This is a genomic window from Pseudoxanthomonas sp. LH2527, assembly GCF_022539275.1.
In the GTDB taxonomy this organism is placed as follows: Bacteria; Pseudomonadota; Gammaproteobacteria; order Xanthomonadales; family Xanthomonadaceae; genus Pseudoxanthomonas_A.
On sequence record NZ_JAKZBW010000011.1, the window covers coordinates 20,909 to 46,040 of the forward strand.

The window sequence follows — 25,132 nt, forward strand, 5'->3', positions numbered from 1 at the left end:
CCGCGGGACGACGGCGATGGCACGCAGGAAGAAACACGAAGAGCACGCCAACCACGAGGCCTGGGCGATCCCCTACGCCGACCTGATGACGCTGCTGCTGGCCTTCTTCGTGGTGATGTACGCCATCTCCACCGTCAACGAAGGCAAGTACCGGGTGGTGGCCGATGCGCTCACCGCCGCGTTCGGCGGCGCGCCGCGCACGATCAATCCGGTGCAGGTGGGCAACCACCAGCTGCAGGGCTCGGACTTCGACCGTCCCTCGCCCATCAAGTCCGGCGCCAAGGAAGGACCGTCGGCGCCCTCGCCGTCGCCCAACGTCACCCTGCTGGCGGCAATGGCCTCGCAGATGAACATGTCGCTGGACGCCGCCGGCCTGCAGGCCGCACAGGGCGAGCTCAAGCGCATCGCCGACGACCTGGAGCGCGCGCTGGCGCCGCTGATCGACGAGAAGCTGGTGACCATCAAGCGCTCGGCGCTGTGGCTGGAAGTGCAGATCAACAGCGACATCCTGTTCGCCACCGGCTCGGCGGCGCTCGACCCGCAGGCGCAGCAGACCGTCGGCAAGCTGGCCGAAGTGCTGGGCAACGTGCCCAACTCGGTGCGGGTGGAGGGGTATACCGACGACCGGCCGATCCGCACCTCGCAGTTCCCGTCCAACTGGGAGCTGTCCTCGGCCCGCGCGGCCAGCGTGGTGCACCTGTTCGTGCGCGACGGAATTCCGCCGGAACGGCTGGCGATGATCGGCTACGGCGAGTTCCGCCCCATCGCCGACAACGCCAGCGAGGAAGGCCGCAACACCAACCGCCGCGTATTGCTGGTGATCCTGGCCAGCCCGGCCGGTCCGGCACCGGTCTTGCATGCAGGGGAACAGGTCGTCGCGCCGCCGTCAGTGATCCCGCTGCCGCCGTTGCCGGCCCACGCCGCGTCGCCCATGCCCGGAGCGCCGCCGGCGCCCCAGGTCCATGAAGGAGTCCCGTGATGCGCGTGTGGGCAATCGCCAACCAGAAAGGCGGCGTCGGCAAGACCACCACCACCCTCGCCCTCGGGCGCGGCCTGGCCATGCGCGGCCATCGCGTGCTGCTGGTCGACCTGGATCCGCATGCATCGCTGACGCGCGCGTTCGGCGTGGCCACCGATCCACAGCCGACCGGCGTGCTGGAACTGTTCGACGAGCAGCCGCCCATGCTGGCCAGCGTGGCGCGCGCCACCGAGATCGAGAACCTGTCCTTCGTCGCTGCGCAGACGCCGCTGGCCACGCTGGAGCGCCGCAGTGCCACCCAGCCCGGCCTGGGCCTGGCGTTGTCCACTGCGCTGGCGCGCGGCGGCCAGGCCTGGGACCACGTGCTGTTCGACTGTCCGCCCACGCTGGGCCTGCTGATGGTCAACGCGCTGGCCGCGGCCGACCACGTCATCATTCCCACCCAGACCGAACCGCTGGCGCTGCACGGCCTGAAGGGCATGTGCCGCACGGCCGACATGATCCAGCGCTCGCGCCATCGCGTGCTGCCGGTCTCGATCCTGCCCACCCTCCACGACAAGCGCACGCGCACCGGCGCGGATACGCTGAAGGCGATGCAGGAGGAATACGGCGAGCGCGTCTGGAACGACGCCATCCCCAATGACACCCGCATCTGCAGCGTCGACGCGCTGACGCGCTCAAGCCCGGCCACGCAGTACCCCGGCCGTGGGTTGTCGGCGTACCGGCGCGCGCTCGACTGGCTGCTGCTGACTGAAGCGCGCGACACGGAGCAGGCCGCATGACCACCCCGGCCGTCCTCGACGACTACCTGCTCGACCTGCTCGGCGACGCCGGCCTGCCTGCGACGACGCCGGCACCGGCCGTGGTCGCGGAGGCGATCGAGCGCGCCGCGCCGGCCGTGGACATGGCAGCGGTCGTGGTCGCGCCGGTCGCTGAAGTGGCTCCAACTCCTGCTCCGACTCCGGCACCCGCGCTGGCGGTGGCGCCGACGCGTCCCGGCAGCGAGGCGGAACTGATCAGCGACGACGAGTTCGAAGCCCTGCTCGACCAGTTGCACGGCGACGGCGTGCCGACCGCGGTGGTTGCCGCGGCACCTGCGTCCGCACCGACGCCCGCCGCCGCGGCACCCGCACTGGCGGTCGCCCCGACGCGTCCCGGCAGCGGCAACGACATGATCGGCGACGACGAATTCGAAGCCCTGCTCGACGAACTGCATGGCGGTGCCGCGCCGACCGCGCGCGTGGCAACCCCGGCCGCGCCGGTCATCGCGCCCGCACCCGTCCCGGCATCCCCGCCGCCGCGGGCCATGCCGCCGTTGCCGGACAAGCCCTACCTGCTGACACCGACGGACCACGGCGAACGCCGGCGTGCGACCGAACGCAAGACCCGCTGGCTGCGCCTGCGCTGCGACCAGCAGCACTACGCGCTGGAACTGCTGAAGGTGCAGGAAGTCGTGCGCCCGGCCACCCTGCTGCCGTTGCGCGGCGCCGCGTCGCACATGCTGGGCGTGATGAACCTGCGTGGCCAGGTGGTGCCGGTGATCGACCTGGGCCTGTACCTGGGCCGGCGCGCGATCGAATCCGACGCCGCCACCCGCATCGTCGTGCTCGAAGAACATGGCGAAACCCTGGGCCTGCGCGTCACCGCGGTGGAGGACGTCGCCAACCTCGCCGACCAGCAGATCGAATCCCCCGACAACGCCCGCGTCGGCCGCATCGCCAACCCGCTGTTCCGCGGCGTGGCACGCCTCAACGAATGCGCGGTGATCCTGCTGGATGCGTCGCGGATATTGCAGTGAAGCGGGGAATGGGGAATGGGGAATGAAGGTGCAGCGCGCAAGCGCAACCGACGTGTCTTCCGCGAGTGCCGCAGCGCGTGGAGCGGAAAACACCACGGTTTCCTTCATTCCCCATTCCCCATTCCCCATTCCCCGCTCCCTCCTCGCTTCCACCAACTCCGTCACACATTCACACCCATCCCTCAAGACCGGCCACCCCGCGCCGATACCTCACTAGAGCCGCCCTTCCGGAGACACGATGAGCGCTGTGCCCCTGGGTGACGACCTCGGTATCGAGGCCGCCACCGACCTCAAGCAGCACCTGGCCCCGCACATCGCGCAGCCGGAACCGCTGGCGCTGGACGCCGGCACCGTGCAGCGCGTGCATACCGCCAGCCTGCAGGTGCTGTGCAGCTTCGTGCGCCAGCGCGAGCAGGCCGGCCTGGCCACCGATTTCAGTGCGGTCAGCCAGAGCTTCCGTGACGCCGCGCGCCTGCTCGGTCTGGCACCGCAGCTGGGCCTGGCCAACGACAACGAACACAACACGCAACAAGTGGAGAACGCCGCATGAGCGCACGCATTCTGGTAGTGGACGATTCGGCCTCGATGCGACAGATGGTCGCCTTCGCCCTGAGCTCGGCGGGCTTCTCGGTCGATGAAGCCGAAGACGGCCAGGTGGCGCTGGGGCGCGCGCAGGGGCAGAAGTTCAACGCCGTGGTCACCGACGTCAACATGCCCAACATGGACGGCATCTCGCTGATCCGCGCGCTGCGCGGCCTGCCGGACTACAAGTTCACGCCCATGCTGATGCTGACCACCGAGTCGGCCGCCGACAAGAAGGCCGAAGGCAAGGCCGCCGGCGCGACCGGCTGGCTGGTCAAGCCGTTCAACCCGGAACAACTGGTCGCCACCGTCCAGAAAGTCCTGGGCTGATCCTCCCCTCCTCCGCTTCCCTTCCGACCGCACCAGGGCACCGTCGCAATGAACATGGACATGCAGCGCTTCCACGCCACGTTCTTCGAGGAAAGCCGCGAAGGGCTGGAAGCCATGGAAGCCGGCCTGCTGTCGCTGGAACAGGGCAACCGCGACGGCGACCTGATCAATTCCATCTTCCGCGCCGCGCATTCGATCAAGGGCGGCTCGGCGACGTTCGGCTTCGACGCCATCGCCGGCATGACCCACGTGCTGGAAACGCTGCTCGACGAACTGCGCGCCGGCCAGCGCGCGGTCAGCCCGCCGGCGGTCGACGCGATGCTGGCCTCGGTCGACGTGCTGCGCGCCCTGCTGGCCGAAGCCGAGCACGGCACCCCGGCCGATCCGGCCGCCGTGCAGGCCATGAAGGACCGCCTCAACGCGGTGCTGTCGGGACAGGACGCGCCTGCGTCTGCCGCTCCGGCCACCGCTGCCGTTGCCGAGGCCGAACCGGACGGCTGGAAGATCGGCTTCACGCCGGCGCCGTCGCTGTTCATGAGCGGCAACGACCCGCTGCGCATCCTGCGCGAACTGGAACACCTGGGCCCGCTGGAAATCGCGTGCCGCATGGAACGCCTGCCCGGCTTCGAGCAGATCGATCCGCTGGAAGCCTATCTCGCCTGGGACCTGGGCCTGATCGGCAAGGTGCCGCGCAGCGCGGTGGACGACGTGTTCGCCTGGGTCGTCGACGACTGCGAACTCGACATCCAGCCGATGCAGCGCAACGCGGTGCCGGTCGAAGCCGTCGCCGTGGCCGCGCAACCGGTGGCCGCCGTCGTCGCCAGCGGTGCGCAGGCGCCCGCCGCCGCGCCTGCCGCGAACGATGCCGCCGAAACCTCCATCCGCGTCAGCGTCGACAAGATCGACGGACTCATCAACCTGGTCGGCGAACTCGTCATCACCCAGGCCATGCTGAAGCAGGTCTCGGGCCTGCTCGACCAGGCCCAGTGCGAGCGCCTGTTCGCCGGCCTGGACCTGCTGGAGCGCAACACGCGCGACCTGCAGGAAGCCGTCATCGGCGTGCGCATGTTGCCGGTCGATGCCGTGTTCCGCCGCTTCCCGCGCCTGGTCCGCGACCTGTCCGCGCGCCTCGGCAAGCAGGTGCGCCTGCGCACCGTCGGCGAAGGCACCGAACTGGACAAGGGCCTGATCGAACGCATCGCCGATCCGCTCGTGCACTTGGTCCGCAACTCGATCGACCACGGCCTGGAAATGCCGGACGTGCGCGCGCAGTCGGGCAAGGACGAGACCGGCACCATCACCCTGGCAGCCTCGCACCAGGGCGGCCACATCGTCATCGAAGTCAGCGACGACGGCCGCGGCCTCAACCGCGACCGCATCCTCGCCAAGGCCGCCGAGCGCGGCCTGCCGCTGCCGGAAAACCCCACCGACGCGCAGGTCTGGGACCTGATCTTCCAGCCCGGCTTCTCCACCGCCGATGCCGTCACCGACCTGTCCGGTCGTGGCGTGGGCATGGACGTGGTCCGCCGCAACATCCAGGCGCTCGGTGGCGAAGTGCAGCTGGAAAGCACCGCCGGCCACGGCACCCGCGTGGTGATCCGCCTGCCGCTGACGCTCGCCATCCTCGACGGCATGGCCGTGTCGGTCGGCGAGGAAACCCTGATCCTGCCGCTGACCTACGTGCTGGAAGCGCTGCAGCCGCAGGCCGAGGACGTGCGCACGGTCGGCGGCGAAGGCCGCGTGCTGCGTGTGCGCGGCGAGTACCTGCCGATCGTGGCGCTGAACCAGTATTACCGCTACGGCCAGAGCGAGGCGGACGATCCGCTGGTGGTGGTGGTGGAAGCCGACGGCCAGAAGCTGGCGCTGGAAGTGGACGAACTGATCGGCCAGCAGCAGGTCGTGGTGAAGAACATCGAGAACAACTACCGCCGCATCGAAGGCATTTCCGGCGCCACCATCCTCGGTGATGGCCGCGTCGCGCTGATCGTCGATGTCGGTGGCCTGGTCCGCGCGCGCCGGATGCAGCAGGCCGCCTGACCCCATTCCACGCGTTGTCCCCGACCGCGTCGCTCCCCACCGGGCGGCGGCCGGTGGCGCACGCCCCTACACTGACGGTATCCACATGAAGTACATGCTCTCCACCCTCGCCCTTTCGCTGCTGGCCGTGCATGCCGGCGCCCGTGCCGACGACGGCCGCACCACCGCGGCCGCGTGGCCGCCGAAGATCACCTTCGCCGACGGCACCGAGCTGAGCCTGGGCGGCAACCTGCAGTACGACCTCAACCGCTTTTCCGGCGAGGGCTACAACGGTGCCGCCCTGGAAGACGACGACGCCTGGCGCCGCCAGGAGATCGGCGTGACGCTCAAGCGCAAGGGTGTGTACGACTTCGGCGCGACCTTCGACTTCGAGGCCAAGACCTGGAACGACGTCGCCCTGCGCCTGGAAACCAAGGCGCTGTTCGGCCACGACACCGGCAAGCTGCGCATCGGCCAGATGAAACTGCCGCTCGGCTTCGAGGGCAACACCGGCACCCGCCACGTCTCGATGATGGAACCGTCGCTGCCCACGCAGGCGTTCTACCAGGGCCGCCGCAGCGGCATCGACTGGGCGTTCGAGCGCGCGCGCTACATCGCCAACGTCGGCTACTTCTTCGAGTCCGACCTGCAAGGCAACAACAAGGGCGACACGGCGGCGTTCCGGCTGGCGTGGACGCCGCGCAAGGCGGCCGGCGACGTGCTGCACCTGGGCATTGCCGGTTCGCAGGAACGTCCCGACAGCGAGGTCAACGGGCTGGGCGTCACCGTGTATCCCAGCGTGCGCTGGCGCGCCAAGCCGGAAGCCTCGCTCACCGGCGTGCGCCTGGTCGATTCCGGCACGCTCACGCGCGTGGACCAGATCGAGCGCATGGGACTGGAAGCGTTGTGGATCCATGGCCCGTGGTCGCTGCAGGGCGAATACCTGCGCCAGGAGACCACGCGCGAGCTGGGACTACCCTCGTACTCGGCCGATGGCGGCTACGTACTCGGGAGCTGGCTGGTGACCGGCGAATCGCGCGGCTACAGCGGCGGCAACGTCAGCAACCCCAAGCCCAAGCACAAGCATGGCGCGCTGGAACTGCTGGCCCGCTACAGCCGCATCGACCTGGACAGCGACGGCATCGCCGGTGGTCGCGAACACAACTGGACGCTGGGCGCCAACTGGTACCTGACGCCCTACTTCAAGTTCCAGGCCAATTACGTGAAGAGCGATGCGACGCGCGGTGCGTTCTCCGCCGATCCGTCGGTGTTCCAACTGCGCGCGCAGATGCACTTCTGACCGCGTATTCCGCATCGCCCACGGTCTGCGCGGGCCTGCCGCGGGAGATCGGGTAAGTCCGCTTGCTTTGGACGCTGGGTGCCAAAGGGTGCCCGGCGCATTACTTCATTTCCAGGCCGACCACGTGAAGACCGATGCGACGCGCGGGCCGTTCTCCGCCGAGCCGTCGGTGTTCCCGCTGCGCACGCAGATGCACGGCTGAGCCTGCTTTCCGCATCGCCTGCGCACCCGGTCACGGTCCGCGTGGGCATGCCGTCGACATGCAGGTAAGCGCGCTTACCTTTCCGCCGAGCGGTCATCAAGAACTGTCACATTGCGCCGTTACTCGGGGAGAGACACCGCTCCAAGGGCACGCACCGCAACGGCTTCCGCCCGCTGCACCGGCCCCATCCACTGAACTCTACCGAGACCGCCTTCATGTTCAAGCACCTCAAGATCGGCAAACGCCTGGCCATCGGCTTCGCCGTGCTCGTCCTGCTCATCGTCGCCACCGGGGCGTTCTCGGCACAGCGGATGGGCGTGGCCCAGGGCGTGGTGCTCGACATCACCAAGAAGGAAGTACCGGCCATCCGCGACCTGGGCCGCATGGCGACGATGCTGGCCGAATACCGCGTCAGCGAGCGCGGCCTGGTCGCCGGCTACGAGGACCCCGAAAAGGTCGCCGAATACACCGGCGAGCTGATCGCGGGTGGCAAGGCCTTCGACGAGCTTGCCAAGGCGTATGGGGCCGGCCTTTCCGACAAGCAGGACCAGGCCCTGCACCAGGAGATGACGGCAAGGGCCGCGCTGTATTTCGAGAACAGCCGCCGGCTGATCGAGTCGGTCAAGGTCGGCGACCTGACGCCTGCCAGTGGTGCCGGCGACCTGCGCCAGGCCACCGCCGACGCCGTCGCGCGGATGCTGGAAGCGAAGATGAAGGAACTGGACCAGGCCGTGGCGGCCCAGGAAACGGGCTACAGCACCAACATCAAGGCCATCGGCCTGCTGGTGGCGGTCGCCTTGATGCTGGCCATCGCGGCCGCGGTCCTCATCACCCGCTCGATCGTGCGCCCGATGGCCGAGGTCATGAGCGTCGCCGACGCCGTGGCGCGCGGCCAGCTGGATCGCCAGATCATCATCGACGACCGCAGCGAGCTCGGCGACCTGCTCGGCTCCATGCAGCGCATGCAGACGCAGGTGAAGGCGGTCATCGCCGCCCAGAGCGAAATGGCGGTGCGCCATGACGAAGGCCGGATCAGCTACCGCATCGACGACAGCGCCTTCCCCGGCGAGTACGGCCGCATGGTGCGCGAGACCAACGCACTGGTCGCCCAGCACATCGGCGTGAAGATGCGCGCCGTGGAAGTGATGCGCCGCTACGCCGTGGGCGACCTGTCGGAAGACATGGATCGCCTGCCGGGCGAGAAGGTCGTCATCACCGAAGCGATGGACATGTGCAAGGCCAACCTGTCGGCGATCAATGGCGAGATCAAGCGCCTGGCCACCGCCGCCGCGGCCGGCGATTTCACCCTGCGTGGCGACGCCGACAAGTACGAATACGATTTCCGCGAGATGGTGTCAGGCATCAACCGCCTGATGGAAACCACCGACGGCAACCTGGCCGAGGTCTCCGAACTGTTGCAGGCCATCGCCCGCGGCGACCTGACCGCACGGATGGAAGGCGACTTCCATGGCGTGTTCGCCACGATGCGCGACGACGCCAACGCCACCGTCAGCCAACTGACCGAGATCGTTGGCGGTATCCAGATGGCGGCCACCAGCATCAACACCGCAGCCGGCGAAATCGCCAGCGGCAACTCGGACCTGTCGCGCCGTACCGAACAGCAGGCGGCGAACCTGGAAGAAACCGCCGCCTCGATGGAGGAACTGACCTCCACCGTGCGCCAGAACGCCGAGTCGGCCCGCCAGGCCAACCAGCTCGCCATCGGTGCGGCCTCGGTCGCCTCGCAGGGCGGCGACGTGGTCGGCAAGGTCGTCACCACGATGACCGACATCGAACAATCCTCGAAGAAGATCGCCGAGATCATCTCGGTGATCGACGGCATCGCGTTCCAGACCAACATCCTGGCCTTGAACGCAGCGGTGGAAGCGGCGCGTGCCGGCGAACAGGGCCGTGGCTTCGCGGTCGTGGCGTCGGAAGTGCGCACGCTGGCCCAGCGTTCGGCCAATGCCGCCAAGGAAATCAAGGGCCTGATCGAGAACTCGGTGGACAAGGTGTCCGACGGTTCCAAGCTGGTGAACCAGGCCGGTGCGACCATGGCCGAGATCGTGGCCAGCGTGCAGCGCGTGACCGACATCATGGCCGAGATCTCCGCTGCTTCGCAGGAACAGAGCGCCGGCATCGAGCAGGTCAACCAGACCATCACCCAGATGGATGAGACCACCCAGCAGAATGCCGCGCTGGTGGAAGAAGCCACCGCCGCCGCGCGTTCGATGGAGGAGCAGGCGCAGACGCTGACCGAGTCGGTCTCGGTGTTCAAGCTGCAGGCCACCCCGGTCAGTGCCCCCGTGCGCAAGGCGATCGCGGCAGCCGCCGTGGCCACCGCGCCCAAGCCGAAGGCCGCCGCCAAGGCGGTGGCCCGCAAGCCGGCGCCGCGCAAGCCCGAGCCGGCCCTGGCCGACGGCGACTGGCAGGAGTTCTGAGCCCACCGGCTTCGCGGTATCCCCACGGCCCGGCTTGTCCGGGCCGTGTGCGTTGGGGACAGGACACCGCTCCAAGTACACACGTTTACCGTTCGTCGGGAAAAGCCTGACGCAGCGCTCAATTTGGTGGGTGTAACGCCGATACCGGTCTGGATATCCCAACCAGCTCCCTGCCCCATGACCCGACTCGCGCGTCTTTCCCTTGGCAGCAAACTCTCCCTGCAGGTCACCCTCGCCGTCGCGGTGGTGCTCGCCATCCTCGCCTTCGTGGTGCAGCGACAATCCAGCCGCGCCATCCAGGACCGTGCGCTCGCCGACCTGGATGTCGCCGCGCAGGTCATGCTGGAATCCGTCGCCCTCTACGACAGCACGCTGACCGATGCCACGCAGCGGATGGCGCGCAGCTTCCGCGCGTCGCTGCCCTCCGGCGACGTGTCGGTGGACGCTGCCGCCAGCACGCCCATCGGCGATGTCGACGTGCCGGCGTTGCGCTTCGGCGAGCAGACCGTGAACCTCGATTTCACCCACGTGGACCGTTTCACCGACGCCACCGGCGTGGTCGCCACGCTGTTCGCGCGCCAGGGCGACGACTTCATCCGCGCCACCACCTCGCTGCGCAATGCCGAGGACCAGCGCGTGATCGGCACGGCGCTGGACCACAAGCATCCGGCCTACGCGCTGATGCTGGAAGACAAGCCGTACACCGGCCGCGCGCGCCTGTTCGGCCGCGACTACATGACCCACTACGAGCCGCTGCAGGATGCCGAGGGCAACACCGTCGGCATCCTGTTCGTCGGCCAGAACTACGGCGACGGACTGGCCGCGCTGAAGGACAAGCTGCGCACGACCAAACTCGGCGAAGCCGGCTACTTCTTCGTCGTCGACCTGGCCGAAGGCGAACAGCACGGCATGATGCCCGCGCATCCGTCCAGCCAGGACGCGCCCTACACCGACGTGGTGGCCGCCGGCTCCGTGGACACGATGAAGTCGCTGCTGGAACAGGACCACGGCCATGACGTGCTCGACGTCGCGCCCAAGTCCGGCGACGAGGCCGTCCCCGCGCTGGTCGCGGTGAAGCGGTTCGCGCCGTGGAAATGGGCCTTGGTCGCGGTGGAACCGCAGGCCAACGTGCTCGCGTCCAGCCATGCGCTGACCATCGCGATCGTGGCGCTGTCGCTGCTCGCCCTGGTGGTGATCGCCGTGTTCACCTGGATCGGCGTGCGCCGCGTGGTCTCGCAGCCGCTGCGGGGCGCCGTGGCCATCGCCGGTGACGTGGCGGCGGGACGGCTGGACGGCCGGATCGACACCACCCGCCAGGACGAGGTCGGCCAGCTGCTGTCGGCCATGCATCGCGTGCAGACGCAGGTGGTGTCGGTGATCGCCGCGCAGACCGAGATGACGCGTCGCCACGACGAAGGCGAGATCAGCTACCGCATCGACGACAGCGCCTTCCCCGGCGAGTATGGCCGCATGGTGCGCGACACCAACACGCTGGTCGCGGCCCACATCGCGGTCAAGATGCGCGCGGTCGGCATCATGCGACGCTACGCCGACGGCGACCTGTCGGAAGACATGGACCGCCTGCCCGGCGAGAAAGCGTTCATCACCGAAACGCTGGATGCCTGCAAGGCGACGCTGTCCGCCATCAACGGCGAGATCAAGCGCCTGGCCATGGCCGCGTCGGCGGGCGATTTCAGCCAGCGTGGCGACGTGGACAAGTACCGGCACGACTTCCGCGACATGGTCGGCGGTCTGAACCACCTGATGGAAACCACCGACGGCAACCTGGCAGAAGTGTCGGATCTGCTGAAGGCCATCGCCCGCGGTGACCTGACTGCGAGGATGGAAGGCGACTTCCACGGCGTGTTCGCCAGCATGCGCGACGATGCCAATGCCACCGTCGCGCAGCTGACCGACATCGTCGGCCGCATCCAGGAAGCCTCCGGCTCCATCAACACCGCCGCTGGCGAGATCGCCTCGGGCAACCTGGACCTGTCGCGCCGCACCGAGCAGCAGGCCGCCAACCTGGAAGAAACGGCGGCGTCGATGGAGGAACTGACCTCCACCGTTCGCCAGAACGCCGAGTCCGCGCGCCAGGCCAACCAGTTCGCCATCGGTGCCGCATCCGTCGCTTCGCAGGGTGGCGATGTGGTCGGCAAGGTCGTCACCACGATGACCGATATCGAGCAGTCCTCGAAGAAGATCGCCGAAATCATCTCGGTGATCGACGGCATCGCCTTCCAGACCAACATCCTGGCCTTGAACGCGGCGGTGGAAGCGGCCCGTGCCGGCGAACAGGGTCGTGGCTTCGCGGTGGTCGCCTCGGAAGTCCGCACGCTGGCGCAGCGTTCGGCCAATGCGGCCAAGGAGATCAAGGGCCTGATCGAGAATTCGGTCGACAAGGTCGCCGATGGCTCGGTGCTGGTGAACCAGGCCGGCGCGACGATGGCCGAAATCGTGGCGTCGGTGCAGCGCGTGACCGACATCATGTCCGAGATCTCCGCCGCCTCGCAGGAACAGAGTGCCGGCATCGAGCAGGTCAACCAGACCATCGTGCAGATGGATGAAACCACGCAGCAGAACGCCGCACTGGTGGAGGAAGCCTCGGCGGCGGCGCGTGCGATGGAAGAGCAGGCCCACGCCCTCACCGCGTCGGTGTCGGTGTTCAAGCTGCACGCGAAGGTCAGCGCACCGGCGCGCAGGCCGGCGACGGCGGCCACACCGTCGCGTCCGGTTGCTGGCAGAAAGACACGCCCCCCGGCGGTGCGCGCAACGGAGCCGGTGGTCGCCGGTGACGACCACGAGGACTGGCAGACGTTCTAGCCGCGAACCGCTCATCTGTTCCTGCGTCAGCGACGGCCCGGCAATGTCCGGGCCGTCTGCTTTTCCGCGATATTGGCGCCACGCCATGTTATTCAAGTTACTGATACGCAAGGAAATATGTGAGTCAAGCGGGTGCCGGGGGCGCCGATAGCTACGGAGCCACCGGCCCGATGACGGGCCGGATCCACCCGACCCTGGTGACTCCCATGAACCGCGCCCGCTTCTTCCTGCCGCTACTCCTGCTTGCCGCCGCCATCGCCGACGCGCACGCCGCCGAGCCCATCGCCACCGACCGTCCCGACTTCGTCGAATCCAGCCAGACCGTCGGCGCCCGCCGCACCCAGATCGAAACCAGCGTGGCCTGGGAGAAGGACGACGACACGCGCACCTTCGCCACCCCCACCCTGCTGCGCGTGGGCGTCTCCGACCACTGGGAACTGCGCCTGGAAGGCGACGGCTGGCTGCGCAGCGCCGGCGCCGGCGAACGCGAGAGCGGTGTGGCCGATGTCTCGGTCGGCGCCAAGTACCACGTCGCCGGTTCCGGCGAGCACGGGCCGTCGCTGGCCTGGCTGCTGCATGCCGACCTGCCCAGCGGCGACCGCGCGCTCCGCGGCCACGGCGTGCGTCCGTCGGTGCGGCTGGTGGCCGAGTGGGAACTGCCCCACGACTACGCCCTCGGCGTGATGCCCGGTTTGGTCCATGAGAGCGACGACGACGGCCGTCGCTACACCGCCGGCATCCTCGGCGTGGTGGTCGGCAAGGCGTGGACGGAGCGCTTCCGCACGTTCGCCGAAGTCGCCCTGCCGCAGATCGCACGCAGCGACGACGGCGGCACCGTGGCCCTGCTCGACCTGGGCGGCGCATGGCTGCTGAGCGACGACGTGCAGCTCGACGTGGCCTACAGCGCAGGCCTCAACCAGCGCAGCCCCGACCACGGCGTCACCGTCGGCCTGTCGGCGCGCTTCTGACCCCTTCGATCACGCAGGACCCTTGCCATGAAAACCACCCACATGCTCGCCACCCTGGTCGTCTCCGCCCTGACCGGCCTGCTGGCGATGGGCCTGATCGGCCACCTGGGCCAGCGCGACCTGCTGGCCTCGCTGGAAGACCAGACCAACAGCGCGCAGGCGCTGCGCCACCACATGCAGGCCGACATGATGCATGACGCCCTGCGCGGCGATGTGCTGGCGGCACTGCTTGCCGGCCGCCAGGGCGACACCGACGGCATCGCCGCGGCGCGCGCGTCGTGGCAGGAACACGCCGCCACTTTCCGCCAGGCCATCAAGACCGACGCGCATGCGCAACTGGCGCTGGATGCGGACACCAAGCAGGAGACGAAGGACGTGGTGCCGGCACTGGAAGCCTATATCGCCAGCGCGGACACCGTCATCGCGCAGGTCGAGACCGGCGCGCCCACGATCAACGACGCGTATGCCGGCTTCATCGCCAGCTTCGAGGATCTGGAAACCCGCATGGAGCAGATCAGCGATGGCATCGCCGCGGCCAGCCAGGCCTCGCATGTGCTGACCGACCAGCGCGCCAGCCGCGTCGCCCTGCGGCAGTGGCTCAGCGCCGCGCTGGCCATCGTCGCCCTGGCGCTGCTGGGCATGTGGATCGCCCGCCAGCTGCGTCGCCAGCTGGGCGGCGAGCCCGCCGATGTGGCCGAGATCGCACGGCGGATCGCCGCCGGCGACTTCAGCCGGACCATCACGCTGCGCCAGGGCGACCAGGGCAGCCTGGCGCAGAGCATGCAACGAGTGCAGGAGCAGGTGCAGGCGGTCATCCAGGCCCAGTCGCTGATGGCCGAACGCCACGAGCAGGGCACCATCAGCTACCGCATGGACGAAACCGCCTTCCCCGGCGACTACGGACGCATGGTCCACGACACCAACGAACTGGTCGCGGCCCATATCGGGGTGAAGATGCGGCTGGTCCAGCTGATGCAGTGCTATGCGGTCGGCGACCTGTCGGCCGACATGGACCGCCTGCCGGGCGAGAAGGCCGTCATCACCGAAACGATGGACGCGTGCAAGAGCAACCTGTCCGCGATCAACGGCGACATCAAGCGCCTGGCCGCCGCCGCCGCCGCGGGCGACTTCTCGCAGCGTGGCGACGCGGATCGCTACCAGTACGACTTCCGCGACATGATCGAAGGCCTGAACCAGCTGATGGAAACCACCGACGGCAATCTGGCCGAAGTGTCCGAGCTGTTGAAGGCCATCGCCCGCGGCGACCTGACCGCGCGCATGGAAGGCGACTTCCGTGGCGTGTTCGCCACCATGCGCGACGACGCCGACGCCACCGTGGCGCAGCTGACCGACATCGTCGGCGGCATCCAGGACGCGTCGGGCAGCATCAACACCGCGGCCGGCGAAATCGCCGCCGGCAACCTGGACCTGTCGCGCCGCACCGAGCAGCAGGCGGCCAACCTGGAAGAGACGGCGGCCTCGATGGAGGAACTGACCTCCACCGTGCGCCAGAACGCCGAATCGGCGCGCGAGGCCAACCAGCTCGCGATGGGCGCGGCCAGCGTGGCGCTGCAGGGCGGCGAGGTGGTCGGCAAGGTGGTCGCCACCATGTCCGACATCCAGCAGTCGTCGCGGCGGATCGCCGACATCATCTCGGTCATCGACGGCATCGCCTTCCAGACCAACATCCTGGCGTTGAACGCGGCGGTGGAAGCGGCGCGCGCGGGCGAACAGGGCCGCGGCTTCGCCGTGGTGGCCAGCGAGGTGCGCACGCTCGCCCAGCGCAGCGCCAACGCGGCCAAGGAGATCAAGGGGCTGATCGAAGCCTCGGTGGACAAGGTGGCCGAGGGCTCGACGCTGGTCGACCAGGCCGGTACCACGATGAGCGACATCGTCGCCAGCGTGCAGCGCGTCACCAACATCATGGCCGAGATCTCGGCCGCGTCGCAGGAGCAGTCGATCGGCATCGAGCAGGTCAACCAGACCATCACCCACATGGACGAGGCGACCCAGCAGAACGCCGCGCTGGTGGAAGAAGCGTCGGCGGCCGCCACGTCGATGGCGGACCAGGCACGGGCGCTGGCCGAATCGGTCGCAGTCTTCACGCTGGACAGCACCATCAGCGCACCGGTGCGCCACGCCATCGCGGCCGCCACCACCGGCAAGCACGTGCCGCCTGCCCCGACGATGAAGCCCAAAGCCGTCGTCCGCAAGCCCAGCCCGCGCAAGACCGATCCGGCGGTGGCCGAAGACGGCGAATGGCAGGAGTTCTGAGCGCGTCGGCGCGCGCAGTGACCCCTCGAAGCAGACGACCCGGCTCAGGCCGGGTCGTCTGCTTCATGCCATGGCGACGCAGGCGGGCATTGCGCGCCAGACGACGCGCTCTGCCCGATCGCGATCAGAAGCGGCGCTGGCCGCCGCCGTAGTTGCCGATGTCGCACTGGCCGGAGAACGTGGTGCCGCCTTCGATGTTGATGCGGCCGGAGCGACGGTCGACCGTCAGCCGCGGCTTGTTCATGCCATTGAGGCGGTAGGTGGCGGTGATGCGGTCCGCGCCGACCTGCAGGTTGTCCAGGTCCCACCAGCCATGATCGCCGTGCGAGTTGATCGGCGGAATCAGCGGCGCGCCCAGGTGGATGCGACCGTGGTCGCCGTACAGTTCGATCTGCACATCGCTGTTGAAGCCTTCGGTGGTGGCGCGCACGGTGTCGGCTTCGTGCCACTTGTTGCGCTTGTCGTCCCAGCTGTAGTTCGGCTCGCTGGTCACCGTCGGACGCGTGCCGGCGCCGTAGCAGACCAGCACGAGCGAATCGGGATCGCGCTCGCTGGACGGATACGGACGCGACGATGCGCCGCCCGCGGCACTGCCCGATGCGCCGCAGTTGGCGGCCGGCACCGACTGGATCGAGGCATAACGCCCGTCCATCGTCGACACGGAAATGCACTGGCTGCGTTTGGCATTCCACCAGAAGGTGAAGCGCTGGTCGCGTACGGTGCTGGAGTCGCGCTGCTCGTAGCCGCGCGACTGCAGCTGGGTTTCACCGCCGGCACCGCGCGCACCGACCAGGTCTTCGACGTCGGGCGGCGTCTGCGCGGATGCAGCGAAGGACATGGCGAGCGATGCGACTAGGGAAACGGCGAGAGGCTGCGGACGCATGGCGGTTCTCCTGGTGGGATTCGAGCGTGGATCGTGAGGGAAGTGGGACAACGACGATCTTGGGCAACGTGTTTTGTTTGGCCCGCCAACGCAGGTTGGAAGAACGGGTCGGCGGAGCATCGCTGCATGGTCGGCGCGATGGCGTGAAGATCACTCCGACGGGAATGCCTACAGCGCCGGCACATCCGCATTGAGCACCTGCAGTGCCTGCCCGGTGGTCTCCGGCAGCACGTGCAGGTCGGTCTGCAACAGCACGGCGCCCGGCTGCAGCAGCGGCGAGACCGCTGCGGTGAAGGCCGGCGGCACCACCACGCGTGCCACGTCCTGCGCCGTGACGTCCTGGCCGGCTTCGTCCTCGCGGCCGGGAATGCCGATCCGTCGCCACGTCGGCGCCTGGCCCGGGGTGACGCCGGAGACCAGGTAAGCATGTGTACCTTGCGGCACGGGACCATTGCGGAAATCGATCCGCGCCCGTCCGATCTCGATGCCGTTGCGGAACACGAACAGGCGACGGTCCGCCGTGCTCATCACCATCGACAGCGGACCGGTGGGCGACTTCTGCGGTTCCCAGCGGAACGACTCGTGCGCGCCCAGCAGCGGCCCGGCGTTCTCGACGCCGGTCTTCGGATCGATCGGGCTGGCGACGGGCGGATGCACCAGATCCTCGGGGGCCAGACCTTCCCTCGCGACCACCACCACCATGCCCATGGTGGTGGCATCGAACAGCAGGCGGGCGAACTCGGTGGGCAGGTGCACGCAGCCATGCGACTCCGGATAGCCGGGCAAGCCGCCGGCATGCAGGGCCACGCCATCCCACGTCAGCCGCTCCTGGTACGGCATCGGCGCGTTGTTGTACTTGCTGGAGTGGTGGTCCTTGTCCTTCTGCAGGATGGTGAACACACCCGTGGGCGTTTCATGGCCCGGCTTGCCGCTGCTGACAGTCGAGACGGCGACCAGCAATCCGTTGCGGTACACGTAGGCGCGCTGCTCGGTCAGGCTGACCACCACCGCCATCGGGCCCATGTCCTTCGCGTCGCCGCCCCAGACCCATTCACCGGGTTTGAGCGCGGCCGGCGGCGTGCCGGCGGGACTGGAGGTCTTTGCGCCCCATGAGGGCGTGGCCTGCGCGCTGAAGGAAAACAGCAGCAGTACCAGCCATGCGAACAGTGTGGTCCGGATCATCGCGGTGTCCTTGTCTAGATGGCACGAGCGTCAGCTCGTCTCACATATTGCATTGGTTCGTGCTTCAATGCAGCCGTTCGCTTCCGGAGTCGCCCATGCATTCTCCCGGTTCGCAGGATCGTCACGACTTCCCCTTCTACGCCGGCACACCGGTCAGCCTTTCCGGTCCGCAGTGGCTCCTGGTGCTCGCCAGCGTGGCGTTGGCGTTCTGGCTGCTGGTCGCCCCCTGGGCGCGCCCTCCGTACCCGTGGGGCATGTGGATCCCGGTGCTGCTGTTCTGCGGTGTGCCGCTGGCCACGCTGGCGCTGGTCGCCGGCCGCGCATGGACGGCGCTGTTCCACCGACTCAGCGGCCGCGACCTGCTGTTGATGGTCGGTATTGCCGTGCTGAACCTGGTGGTCACCGTGCTGGTCGGCCTGCTGGTGAGCAACCTGGATCACGGGTCGGCCAACCCCGCGTTCAAGTCGCTGGACGAGGCGGATACCGCCACCCGTGTCATGGCCTTCGCGGCGATGGTGCCGCAGCTGCTGGGCGAGGAGCTGCTGACCATCCTGCCCTTCCTCGCCCTGCTGTGGTGGCTGCATACCCGCATGAAACTGCAGCGACGTACCGCCCTGGTGCTGGCGTGGCTGCTGTCGGCCATCCCGTTCGCACTGCTGCACCTGCCCACCTACCAGTGGGACCTGGTGCAGTGCCTGGTGATCATCGGCAGCGCCCGGCTGGTGCTGAGCCTGGCGTACCTGTTCTCGCGCAACCTGTGGGTGTCGACCGGCGCGCACGTGCTCAACGACTGGGCGCTGTTCGGCTTCGCCCTGCTGATGGGATAGCGGCTGCACCCACGCTGCCGGATCGCGCGTTCGGGTGGCGCTCGAAAAAAACATGTCAGCGCGTCACAGATACTCTGTCGCGTCGCCTTTTTCAGACTCAACGCGTGTGCCCGATGCACGGCAAGACAGGACGTGGCAGCGCAGGCGTACTAATACAGGCCCATCCTGCTGCACCAGGCCACGTCTCCAAGCGCGATGCGCGGTCGATGGGCCTCGCTGACGACCGACGTGCAGACGCTTGCACGCCCGCCGTGCGCACCAGCGCCGGCAGCGGCGAACTCATCACCCGCGCCACCGGCCCTACGCGCACGCGAAAACCCGTGTCGGTGGCCGCCACCACTTCGACCCAGTGCTGGCCCTGCGGCAGGCGGAAGCGTTCGCCGGGTTTCAGCATGGAACCTTCGTTGGACGAGTACGTCGCCGGCGGCACGTCGCTGTCCAGGCTCTGGGTGGTTCCGTAGTGGGTCAGCGCGTGGATGATGACGGCGTCTCCCGGCAGGTTGGACTCGTAGGGGGCGGTGCGCCGCCTCGCCTCCACCGTGTAGATGACCGTCGCGAACGGATCGGGCTGCGCGGGCAATGCCAGCACCAGCAACTGCACGCCGGTCGTTCCCGGCGCATCGACGGTATCCAGCAGGAATTCGTGCGTGCCGATGTCGTCCGCCTGCAGCGTCCGCCTGTTCGCCGCCGGCACCCATCCCAGCCGCTCGCGCTGGTAGGCGTTGATGTGCTTGGGCAGCAGCCCGTACACCGGGTCGCTGCTGGCCCGGCGCCACGAATCGCTCATCAGGTCCCAGGGATTGTCGTAGGTATCGGCGTCGCCATCGCTGTTGTCCGAATGCGGCAGTCCATAGCCATGGCCCATCTCGTGCGCCATCACCGCCAGGTTGTCGAAGGCCCAGGGGGGATTCCAGGTGGCGCGCAGGCAGCCATAGAGGCCATCGAGCACGGCGCACGCGCCGCCGCCCCAGGCACGGCCGTCCAGCTCGCCGTTGAACATCAGGTTGATGCCGATGACGCCGCTGAAGTCCACCTCCGCATCCGCGGCCGCCGTGCAGTCGGCGAACAGCAGCGACAGGTCGGGCTGCGTACCCACATAGCGACTGCGCGGCCCGGGCAGCGTGTACCAGCCATGGGCGCTGCTGCCGGCCAGGTCGATGGCGTGCCGTGAGACCTGCGACCAGTAGTGACCCAGCTGTCCGGGTGCGTCGCCGTACTGGGACTGGAAGAACGCGCGCGGCTTCTGTTCCTCCGCCACGTCGGCGAACCGGCACATCAGTGTGATCCAGCGCGTGCTGCCGGACACCGGCGCCGCCATCCGCGGACGGCCGTCCTCGCCGACCGCGATGGTCCGCGACATCACGCGATCCACCGGGACAATGGCGTCGATCGCCCGCCCTGCCCCGCGTGCCGCACGTGGCGCGTGCGAGACGGCGACACGACGGTTGGCCAGCGCATACAGATCGCCTGCCGTCCGTTTGGCCTGTTCGACATCCAGCGGACGACGCACGCCGGGGGCCGTTTCCAGCCATGCGGTGAATCGCGGGACGCGTGCGGCCTGCCCCGGGGCGGCGGGCGGCGCGTCGCCCCAGCGCAACAACAACACACCCTGCTCGATCCCGTCCGCCCGCGACGGCGGCGATGCCGCAGAGCAGGCCAGCAGCAGCACAAGCATTGCCTGGAAACGCAGCCGTCCGCTGCGGCGCACGCGCAGATTCGCATCCATGACGTTCTCCCTCCTGGGCCCCGACAGCCCGGGCAATCGCGTGCACCGGAAGGCGTGGACGGGACTTCGCCCCAGGCACTCCGCCGCGGCGGCATGCGAAGACCCGATGGCATTTCCTTGATTGCAAGGGAAAAGCGTCGCGGGGTCCGCGTACTTCCGGTGTCAATGCCGATCTTGCGTCCGCACGGCGTTCAACTAATGTGATTTGAGGCGACCGCCTGTCTGCTACATGGATGTAGCTGGCGGCAGCGCGCTGCGTCCGTGTGCGGTCGCGTGCGGAAGACGCGCCCAGTGCCCATGCTGCGGGCGCGGAACGGACGTCCCGTCCTTCGGCCACATCACCTCACTAAAGATGCTGTGACCCATGCCGATACAGCCTGTGACGCCTTCCACGCACTGACGTTTCCGCCCGCATGACCGAGCCCAGCGACGACCTTCTGGCCGATCCCGTCAGGTACGACGAGGAAGAGAAATACCTGGTCCATGGCGAGTACGAGATCCGCCAGATCCTGCAGTCGCTGATTGCCAAGCGGTCGCTGGTCAGCGGCTGCGCGATGCCGCGCAACCACACCTTTCCCACCTCGGTGGTGGAAGTGCTGGAAGACGAGGACGGCGTGCTGATCGACGGCAGCGCCTCCGAGGCGATCAACCGCAGCATCGCCGAAGCCAGCCACGTCACCTGCGTGTCCCGGCTGGAGCGCATCCACGTGCAGTTCAAGCTCTACGACCTGCAGCGCGTGCAGAAGGACGGCCAGGTTGCTTTCCGTGCCGCGTTCCCGGACTGCATCCTTCGCCTGCAGCGCCGCGAGTTCTACCGCCTGCAGGTGCCGGTGACCCAGCCGATGGACTGCGCCATCGCCGAGCGCCAGCCCGATGGCGAGACCACCTACCGCACCTATCGCGTGCTGGACATCAGCGGTGGTGGCGTTGCGCTGGCGGTGCAGGCTGAAGAACCCGCGCTGAAGCCGTACAAGGAATTCCCGGGCAGCCTGCTGCACCTGCCCGACAGCGGCCCGCTGTGCGTGCGGCTGATGGTGAAGAGCCTGCACCGGCAGCTCAACCAGAACGGCAGCGAGAGCTGGCGCGCCGGCTGCCAGTTCACCGACATGCCGCGCGGCGGCGACGCGCTGATCCAGCGCTACATCTTCCGCCTGGAGCGCCAGCGCAGCGCCCGCGAACGCGGCGCAGCGTGACCGGCGTCGCCATTCCGGCCGCCGTTTGTCGGGCATCGGCCGTCCCGCACTCAATCGCCCCGCGACGCCGCCGATAGCTCTCGTAACACGACTGCAATACCGGACGCCGGCTCTCGCGCCACTTCCCGGACGGCAGGCGTCGCCACTCTGCCTACGAGGTCTCCATGTCTTCCGCTTCTTCGCGCTTCTCTTCCCGCAGCATCGCCACCCGGGTGATGTACGGCACCGCCGTCGTCGCCCTGCTCGCCTTCGGCGTGGCCGCGGCCGCCAGCTACCTGCGCAGCAGCCAGTCCCTGCTGGCCGGCGCGCGCACCACGATGGAAGGACTGGCCAACCTGGAAGCGCAGCGCATCGCCGGCGAACTGACCGGCGCCTTCGACACCAACGCGGCGCTGGCCGATGCCCTGCTCGCGCAGCGCGCCGGCGATGGCATCAGCCGCAGCACCGCCAGCGCCATCTTCAAGCGCCAGCTGGAAGCGCATCCGGAATGGGTGGGCGTGGGCACGCTGTGGGAGCCGGAAGCCTTCGACGGCAAGGACGCGGAATACGTATCCGCCGAGGGCCACGACGACACCGGCCGCTTCATGAGCTACTGGGCCTGGGCCGACGGCGTCCCGTTGCAGGAGGCGCTGCGCGACTACGAGGTGCCCGGTGCCGGCGACTGGTACCTGCGCCCGCGCGAGCTCAAGCGGGCGGTGGTGGCCGAACCCTATGTCTACAAGATCGCCGGCAAGGACGTGCTGATGACGACGCTGTCCACGCCGGTGCTGGACAACGGCACGTACGTCGGCGTCATGACGGTCGACTTCGCCCTGCAGTCGCTGCAGGAGCGCATCGCCAAACTCACCCCGATGGACGCCGGCTTCGTCCGCCTGCTGACGCCGGCCGGCGTGGTCATGGCCGACCAGAATGCCGCCTCGGTCGGCAAGCCCTTCGCCGGCGCGCAGGCAGCCGACGTCATGAAGCAGATCGCCAGCGGCAAGTCGGTTTTCCGCGAAGCCACCGACGCCACCGGCGAATCGGTGATGGAAGCCTACGTTCCGCTGCAGATCGGCGACGCGCAGGAACGCTTCGCGCTGGGCGTGGTGGTGCCGCGCGCCGTGCTGATGCAGGAAGCACGCGCCGTGCTGTGGACCGTGGTGATGGTGGGCGCGCTGGGCGCGGTGCTGCTGTGCGGCGCGGTGTTCTGGCTGCTGCGCCGCCAGGTCGCCCGGCCGCTGGCCGGCGCGGTGCAGGTGGCCGACGACATCGCCCGCGGCAAGCTCGACAGCGACATCGACACCGCGCGCAGCGACGAGATCGGCACGCTGATGAAGGCGATGCGCAGCATGCAGGCCAACCTGCGCGAGCGCATCGAACGCGACGCCGTGGTGGCGAAGGAAAGCCTGCGCATCCGTACCGCACTGGAAGACGTCACCACCAACGTCATGATCGCCGATGCCGACCGCACCATCGTCTACGCCAACCGCCCGCTGATGAAGATGCTGACGGACGTGGAACAGGACCTGCGCCGCGACCTGCCCGCCTTCGACGTGCGTACCGTGGTGGGCAGCAGCATCGACATCTTCCACAAGAAGCCCGAGCACCAGTCGCGCATGCTGGCGCAGCTGCAGGGCACGCACCGCGCGCAGATCAGCGTGGGCGGCCGCATCATGCAGCTGATCATCAACCCGGTGACCGACGGCGAGGGCCAGCGCATCGGCTACGTGGTCGAATGGGCAGACCGGACGAACGAAGTGAGCGTCGAGCAGGAGGTCACCCGCATCGTGCAGGCCGCCGTGCAGGGCGATCTCAGTGGCCGCATCGCGGAGACCGGCAAGCAGGGCTTCCTGCTGACGCTGTCGCAGCAGGTCAACGGCCTGCTGGCGACCATCGCCGGCAGCGTCGAGGCGGTGTCCGGCGTGCTGCAGTCGCTCTCGAAGGGCGACCTGACCGCGCGCATGGAGGGCGACTTCCACGGCGTGTTCGCCAGCATGCGTGACGACGCCAACGCCACGGTTGCACAGCTCACCGACATCGTCGGCCGCATCCAGGAGGCTTCCGGTTCCATCAACACCGCGGCCGGCGAAATCGCCAGCGGCAATGCCGACCTGTCGCGCCGCACCGAGCAGCAGGCGGCCAACCTGGAAGAAACCGCCGCCTCGATGGAGGAACTGACTTCCACCGTGCGCCAGAACGCCGAGTCGGCACGCCAGGCCAACCAGCTCGCCATCGGTGCGGCCTCGGTCGCTTCGCAGGGCGGCGACGTGGTCGGCAAGGTCGTCACCACCATGACCGACATCGAACAGTCCTCGAAGAAGATCGCCGAGATCATCTCGGTGATCGACGGCATCGCCTTCCAGACCAACATCCTGGCGCTCAACGCGGCAGTGGAAGCCGCGCGTGCCGGCGAACAGGGCCGTGGCTTCGCGGTCGTGGCGTCGGAAGTCCGTACGCTGGCGCAGCGCTCGGCCAATGCGGCCAAGGAGATCAAGGGCCTGATCGAGAATTCGGTCGACAAGGTCGCCGACGGCTCGGCACTGGTGAACCAGGCCGGCGCGACGATGGCCGAGATCGTGGCCAGCGTGCAGCGCGTGACCGACATCATGGCCGAGATCTCGGCGGCCTCGCAGGAACAGAGCGCGGGCATCGAACAGGTCAACCAGACCATCGTGCAGATGGACGAAACCACCCAGCAGAATGCGGCGCTGGTGGAGGAAGCCTCGGCGGCGGCCCGTTCGATGGAGGAACAGGCCCACGCCCTGAGCGATGCCGTGTCCACCTTCCGCCTGGACGGCCACGGCACCGTGGCGCGCCTGGTGCAGGAACGGGTCACCCGCATCGCGGCCGGCGGCGCCCTGCGCGGCGTTGCCGAACCGGATCTGCACTGACCGCACTAAAGAAACCCCGCCCGGGGCCGATCTAGGCCTTGACCGGTTCCGCCCCGGGAACCCCGACACCCTTACCGGCTGCAACAGGAGCCCGACGAATGAGCGACAAGAAGACCCTGGCCGCGGCGACCGCGGACGAGTTCCTCAGCTTCACCCTGGGAGACGAGCACTACGGCGTGGACATCCTGAAGGTCCAGGAAATCCGCGGCTACGACTCGGTGACCCGCCTGCCCGACGCACCGGACTACATCAAGGGCGTCATCAACCTGCGCGGCACCATCGTGCCGGTGATCGACCTGCGCCTGAAGCTGCGGCTGAAGGAAGCGCGTTACGACGCCTTCACCGTGATGATCGTGCTGAACGTGGAAGACCGCGTGGTCGGCATCGTGGTGGACAGCGTGTCGGACGTGATCGCCCTCAACGCCGAACAGATCCGCCCCACGCCGGAGTTCGGCGCCAGCGTCGATACCCGCTTCATCTCCGGCATCGGCACCATCGACGAGCGCATGCTGATCCTGCTCGACATCGAAACGCTGATCGACAGCGCCGACCTGGGCCAGCCCCTGCCGGAAGCGGCCGCCGCCTGATCCACCGCCGGGCCTCCGGCAACACGGCAGCACGCCCGAGACCGCGGACCGCAAGGCCCGCGGTCTTCGCGTATGCGGCCATCGCAAGCCCGGCCATGCGTCTTTCGTCGAAGCACGCACCGCACCCCTGCAAATCCGCCAGCGCCGGCCG

General features: G+C 68.4%; 18 protein-coding genes. 15 read left to right on the forward strand and 3 right to left on the reverse strand.

Annotated features, from left to right (window positions below; all coding sequences use genetic code 11):
- Nucleotides 1-16: 16 nt before the first annotated feature.
- From motD to MMG85_RS08145, 11 genes are all read left to right on the forward strand, one after another.
- Entirely contained in the window at nt 17-979 is a 963-nt protein-coding gene (gene motD / locus MMG85_RS08095; RefSeq protein ID WP_345778843.1) for a flagellar motor protein MotD, read from the forward strand.
- Nucleotides 979-1,761, forward strand: coding sequence for a ParA family protein (locus MMG85_RS08100; RefSeq protein WP_241045581.1), 783 nt, complete (start codon nt 979-981; stop codon nt 1,759-1,761). The genes motD and MMG85_RS08100 overlap by 1 nt, the downstream gene beginning before the upstream one ends.
- A complete protein-coding gene (locus MMG85_RS08105) occupies nt 1,758-2,777 on the forward strand; it encodes a chemotaxis protein CheW (RefSeq protein WP_241045582.1) in 1,020 nt (339 codons plus the stop codon). The genes MMG85_RS08100 and MMG85_RS08105 overlap by 4 nt, the downstream gene beginning before the upstream one ends.
- 238 nt (nt 2,778-3,015) lie before the next feature.
- On the forward strand, nt 3,016-3,327 hold the full coding sequence (locus MMG85_RS08110) for an STAS domain-containing protein (protein WP_055944465.1): 312 nt from the start codon (nt 3,016-3,018) through the stop codon (nt 3,325-3,327).
- Nucleotides 3,324-3,689: a response regulator gene (locus MMG85_RS08115; protein ID WP_055944462.1), complete on the forward strand. Its 366-nt coding sequence runs from the start codon at nt 3,324-3,326 to the stop codon at nt 3,687-3,689. The genes MMG85_RS08110 and MMG85_RS08115 overlap by 4 nt, the downstream gene beginning before the upstream one ends.
- 48 nt (nt 3,690-3,737) lie before the next feature.
- On the forward strand, nt 3,738-5,726 hold the full coding sequence (locus MMG85_RS08120; RefSeq protein ID WP_241045583.1) for a chemotaxis protein CheA: 1,989 nt from the start codon (nt 3,738-3,740) through the stop codon (nt 5,724-5,726).
- An 85-nt stretch (nt 5,727-5,811) separates the two neighbouring features.
- Nucleotides 5,812-7,005: a porin gene (locus MMG85_RS08125; protein WP_241045584.1), complete on the forward strand. Its 1,194-nt coding sequence runs from the start codon at nt 5,812-5,814 to the stop codon at nt 7,003-7,005.
- Nucleotides 7,006-7,422: 417 nt separating this feature from the next.
- Nucleotides 7,423-9,648 (forward strand): methyl-accepting chemotaxis protein, encoded by a 2,226-nt coding sequence (locus MMG85_RS08130; RefSeq protein WP_241045585.1) that lies wholly within the window; start codon nt 7,423-7,425, stop codon nt 9,646-9,648.
- Nucleotides 9,649-9,825: 177 nt separating this feature from the next.
- Nucleotides 9,826-12,471 (forward strand): Cache 3/Cache 2 fusion domain-containing protein, encoded by a 2,646-nt coding sequence (locus tag MMG85_RS08135; RefSeq protein WP_241045586.1) that lies wholly within the window; start codon nt 9,826-9,828, stop codon nt 12,469-12,471.
- Between the two features lie 206 nt (nt 12,472-12,677).
- Nucleotides 12,678-13,439 carry a transporter gene (locus MMG85_RS08140; protein WP_241045587.1) on the forward strand — a complete coding sequence of 254 codons (762 nt, stop codon included), beginning with the start codon at nt 12,678-12,680 and terminating at the stop codon, nt 13,437-13,439.
- A gap of 27 nt (nt 13,440-13,466) precedes the next feature.
- Complete coding sequence (locus MMG85_RS08145; protein WP_277399793.1) at nt 13,467-15,713, forward strand: methyl-accepting chemotaxis protein; 2,247 nt, start codon at nt 13,467-13,469, stop codon at nt 15,711-15,713.
- A gap of 124 nt (nt 15,714-15,837) precedes the next feature.
- Here MMG85_RS08145 and MMG85_RS08150 read toward each other — a convergent pair whose 3' ends face one another.
- Nucleotides 15,838-16,596 (reverse strand): hypothetical protein, encoded by a 759-nt coding sequence (locus MMG85_RS08150; RefSeq protein ID WP_241045588.1) that lies wholly within the window; start codon nt 16,594-16,596, stop codon nt 15,838-15,840.
- Nucleotides 16,597-16,764: 168 nt separating this feature from the next.
- A complete protein-coding gene (locus MMG85_RS08155; protein ID WP_241045589.1) occupies nt 16,765-17,778 on the reverse strand; it encodes a L,D-transpeptidase in 1,014 nt (337 codons plus the stop codon).
- A 95-nt stretch (nt 17,779-17,873) separates the two neighbouring features.
- Here MMG85_RS08155 and MMG85_RS08160 point away from each other — a divergent pair, with 95 nt between their 5' ends.
- Entirely contained in the window at nt 17,874-18,605 is a 732-nt protein-coding gene (locus MMG85_RS08160; RefSeq protein WP_241045590.1) for a CPBP family intramembrane glutamic endopeptidase, read from the forward strand.
- A 97-nt stretch (nt 18,606-18,702) separates the two neighbouring features.
- On the opposite strand, the gene MMG85_RS08165 is transcribed toward MMG85_RS08160, so the two are convergent.
- Nucleotides 18,703-20,331, reverse strand: a complete 1,629-nt coding sequence (locus tag MMG85_RS08165) for a hypothetical protein (protein WP_241045591.1) — start codon at nt 20,329-20,331, stop codon at nt 18,703-18,705.
- A 413-nt stretch (nt 20,332-20,744) separates the two neighbouring features.
- Here MMG85_RS08165 and MMG85_RS08170 point away from each other — a divergent pair, with 413 nt between their 5' ends.
- From MMG85_RS08170 to MMG85_RS08180, 3 genes are all read left to right on the forward strand, one after another.
- Nucleotides 20,745-21,524 (forward strand): flagellar brake protein, encoded by a 780-nt coding sequence (locus MMG85_RS08170; protein WP_241045592.1) that lies wholly within the window; start codon nt 20,745-20,747, stop codon nt 21,522-21,524.
- A 164-nt stretch (nt 21,525-21,688) separates the two neighbouring features.
- Entirely contained in the window at nt 21,689-24,394 is a 2,706-nt protein-coding gene (locus tag MMG85_RS08175; protein WP_241045593.1) for a methyl-accepting chemotaxis protein, read from the forward strand.
- Between the two features lie 98 nt (nt 24,395-24,492).
- Nucleotides 24,493-24,981, forward strand: a complete 489-nt coding sequence (locus tag MMG85_RS08180) for a chemotaxis protein CheW (protein WP_241045594.1) — start codon at nt 24,493-24,495, stop codon at nt 24,979-24,981.
- Nucleotides 24,982-25,132 lie beyond the last annotated feature (151 nt).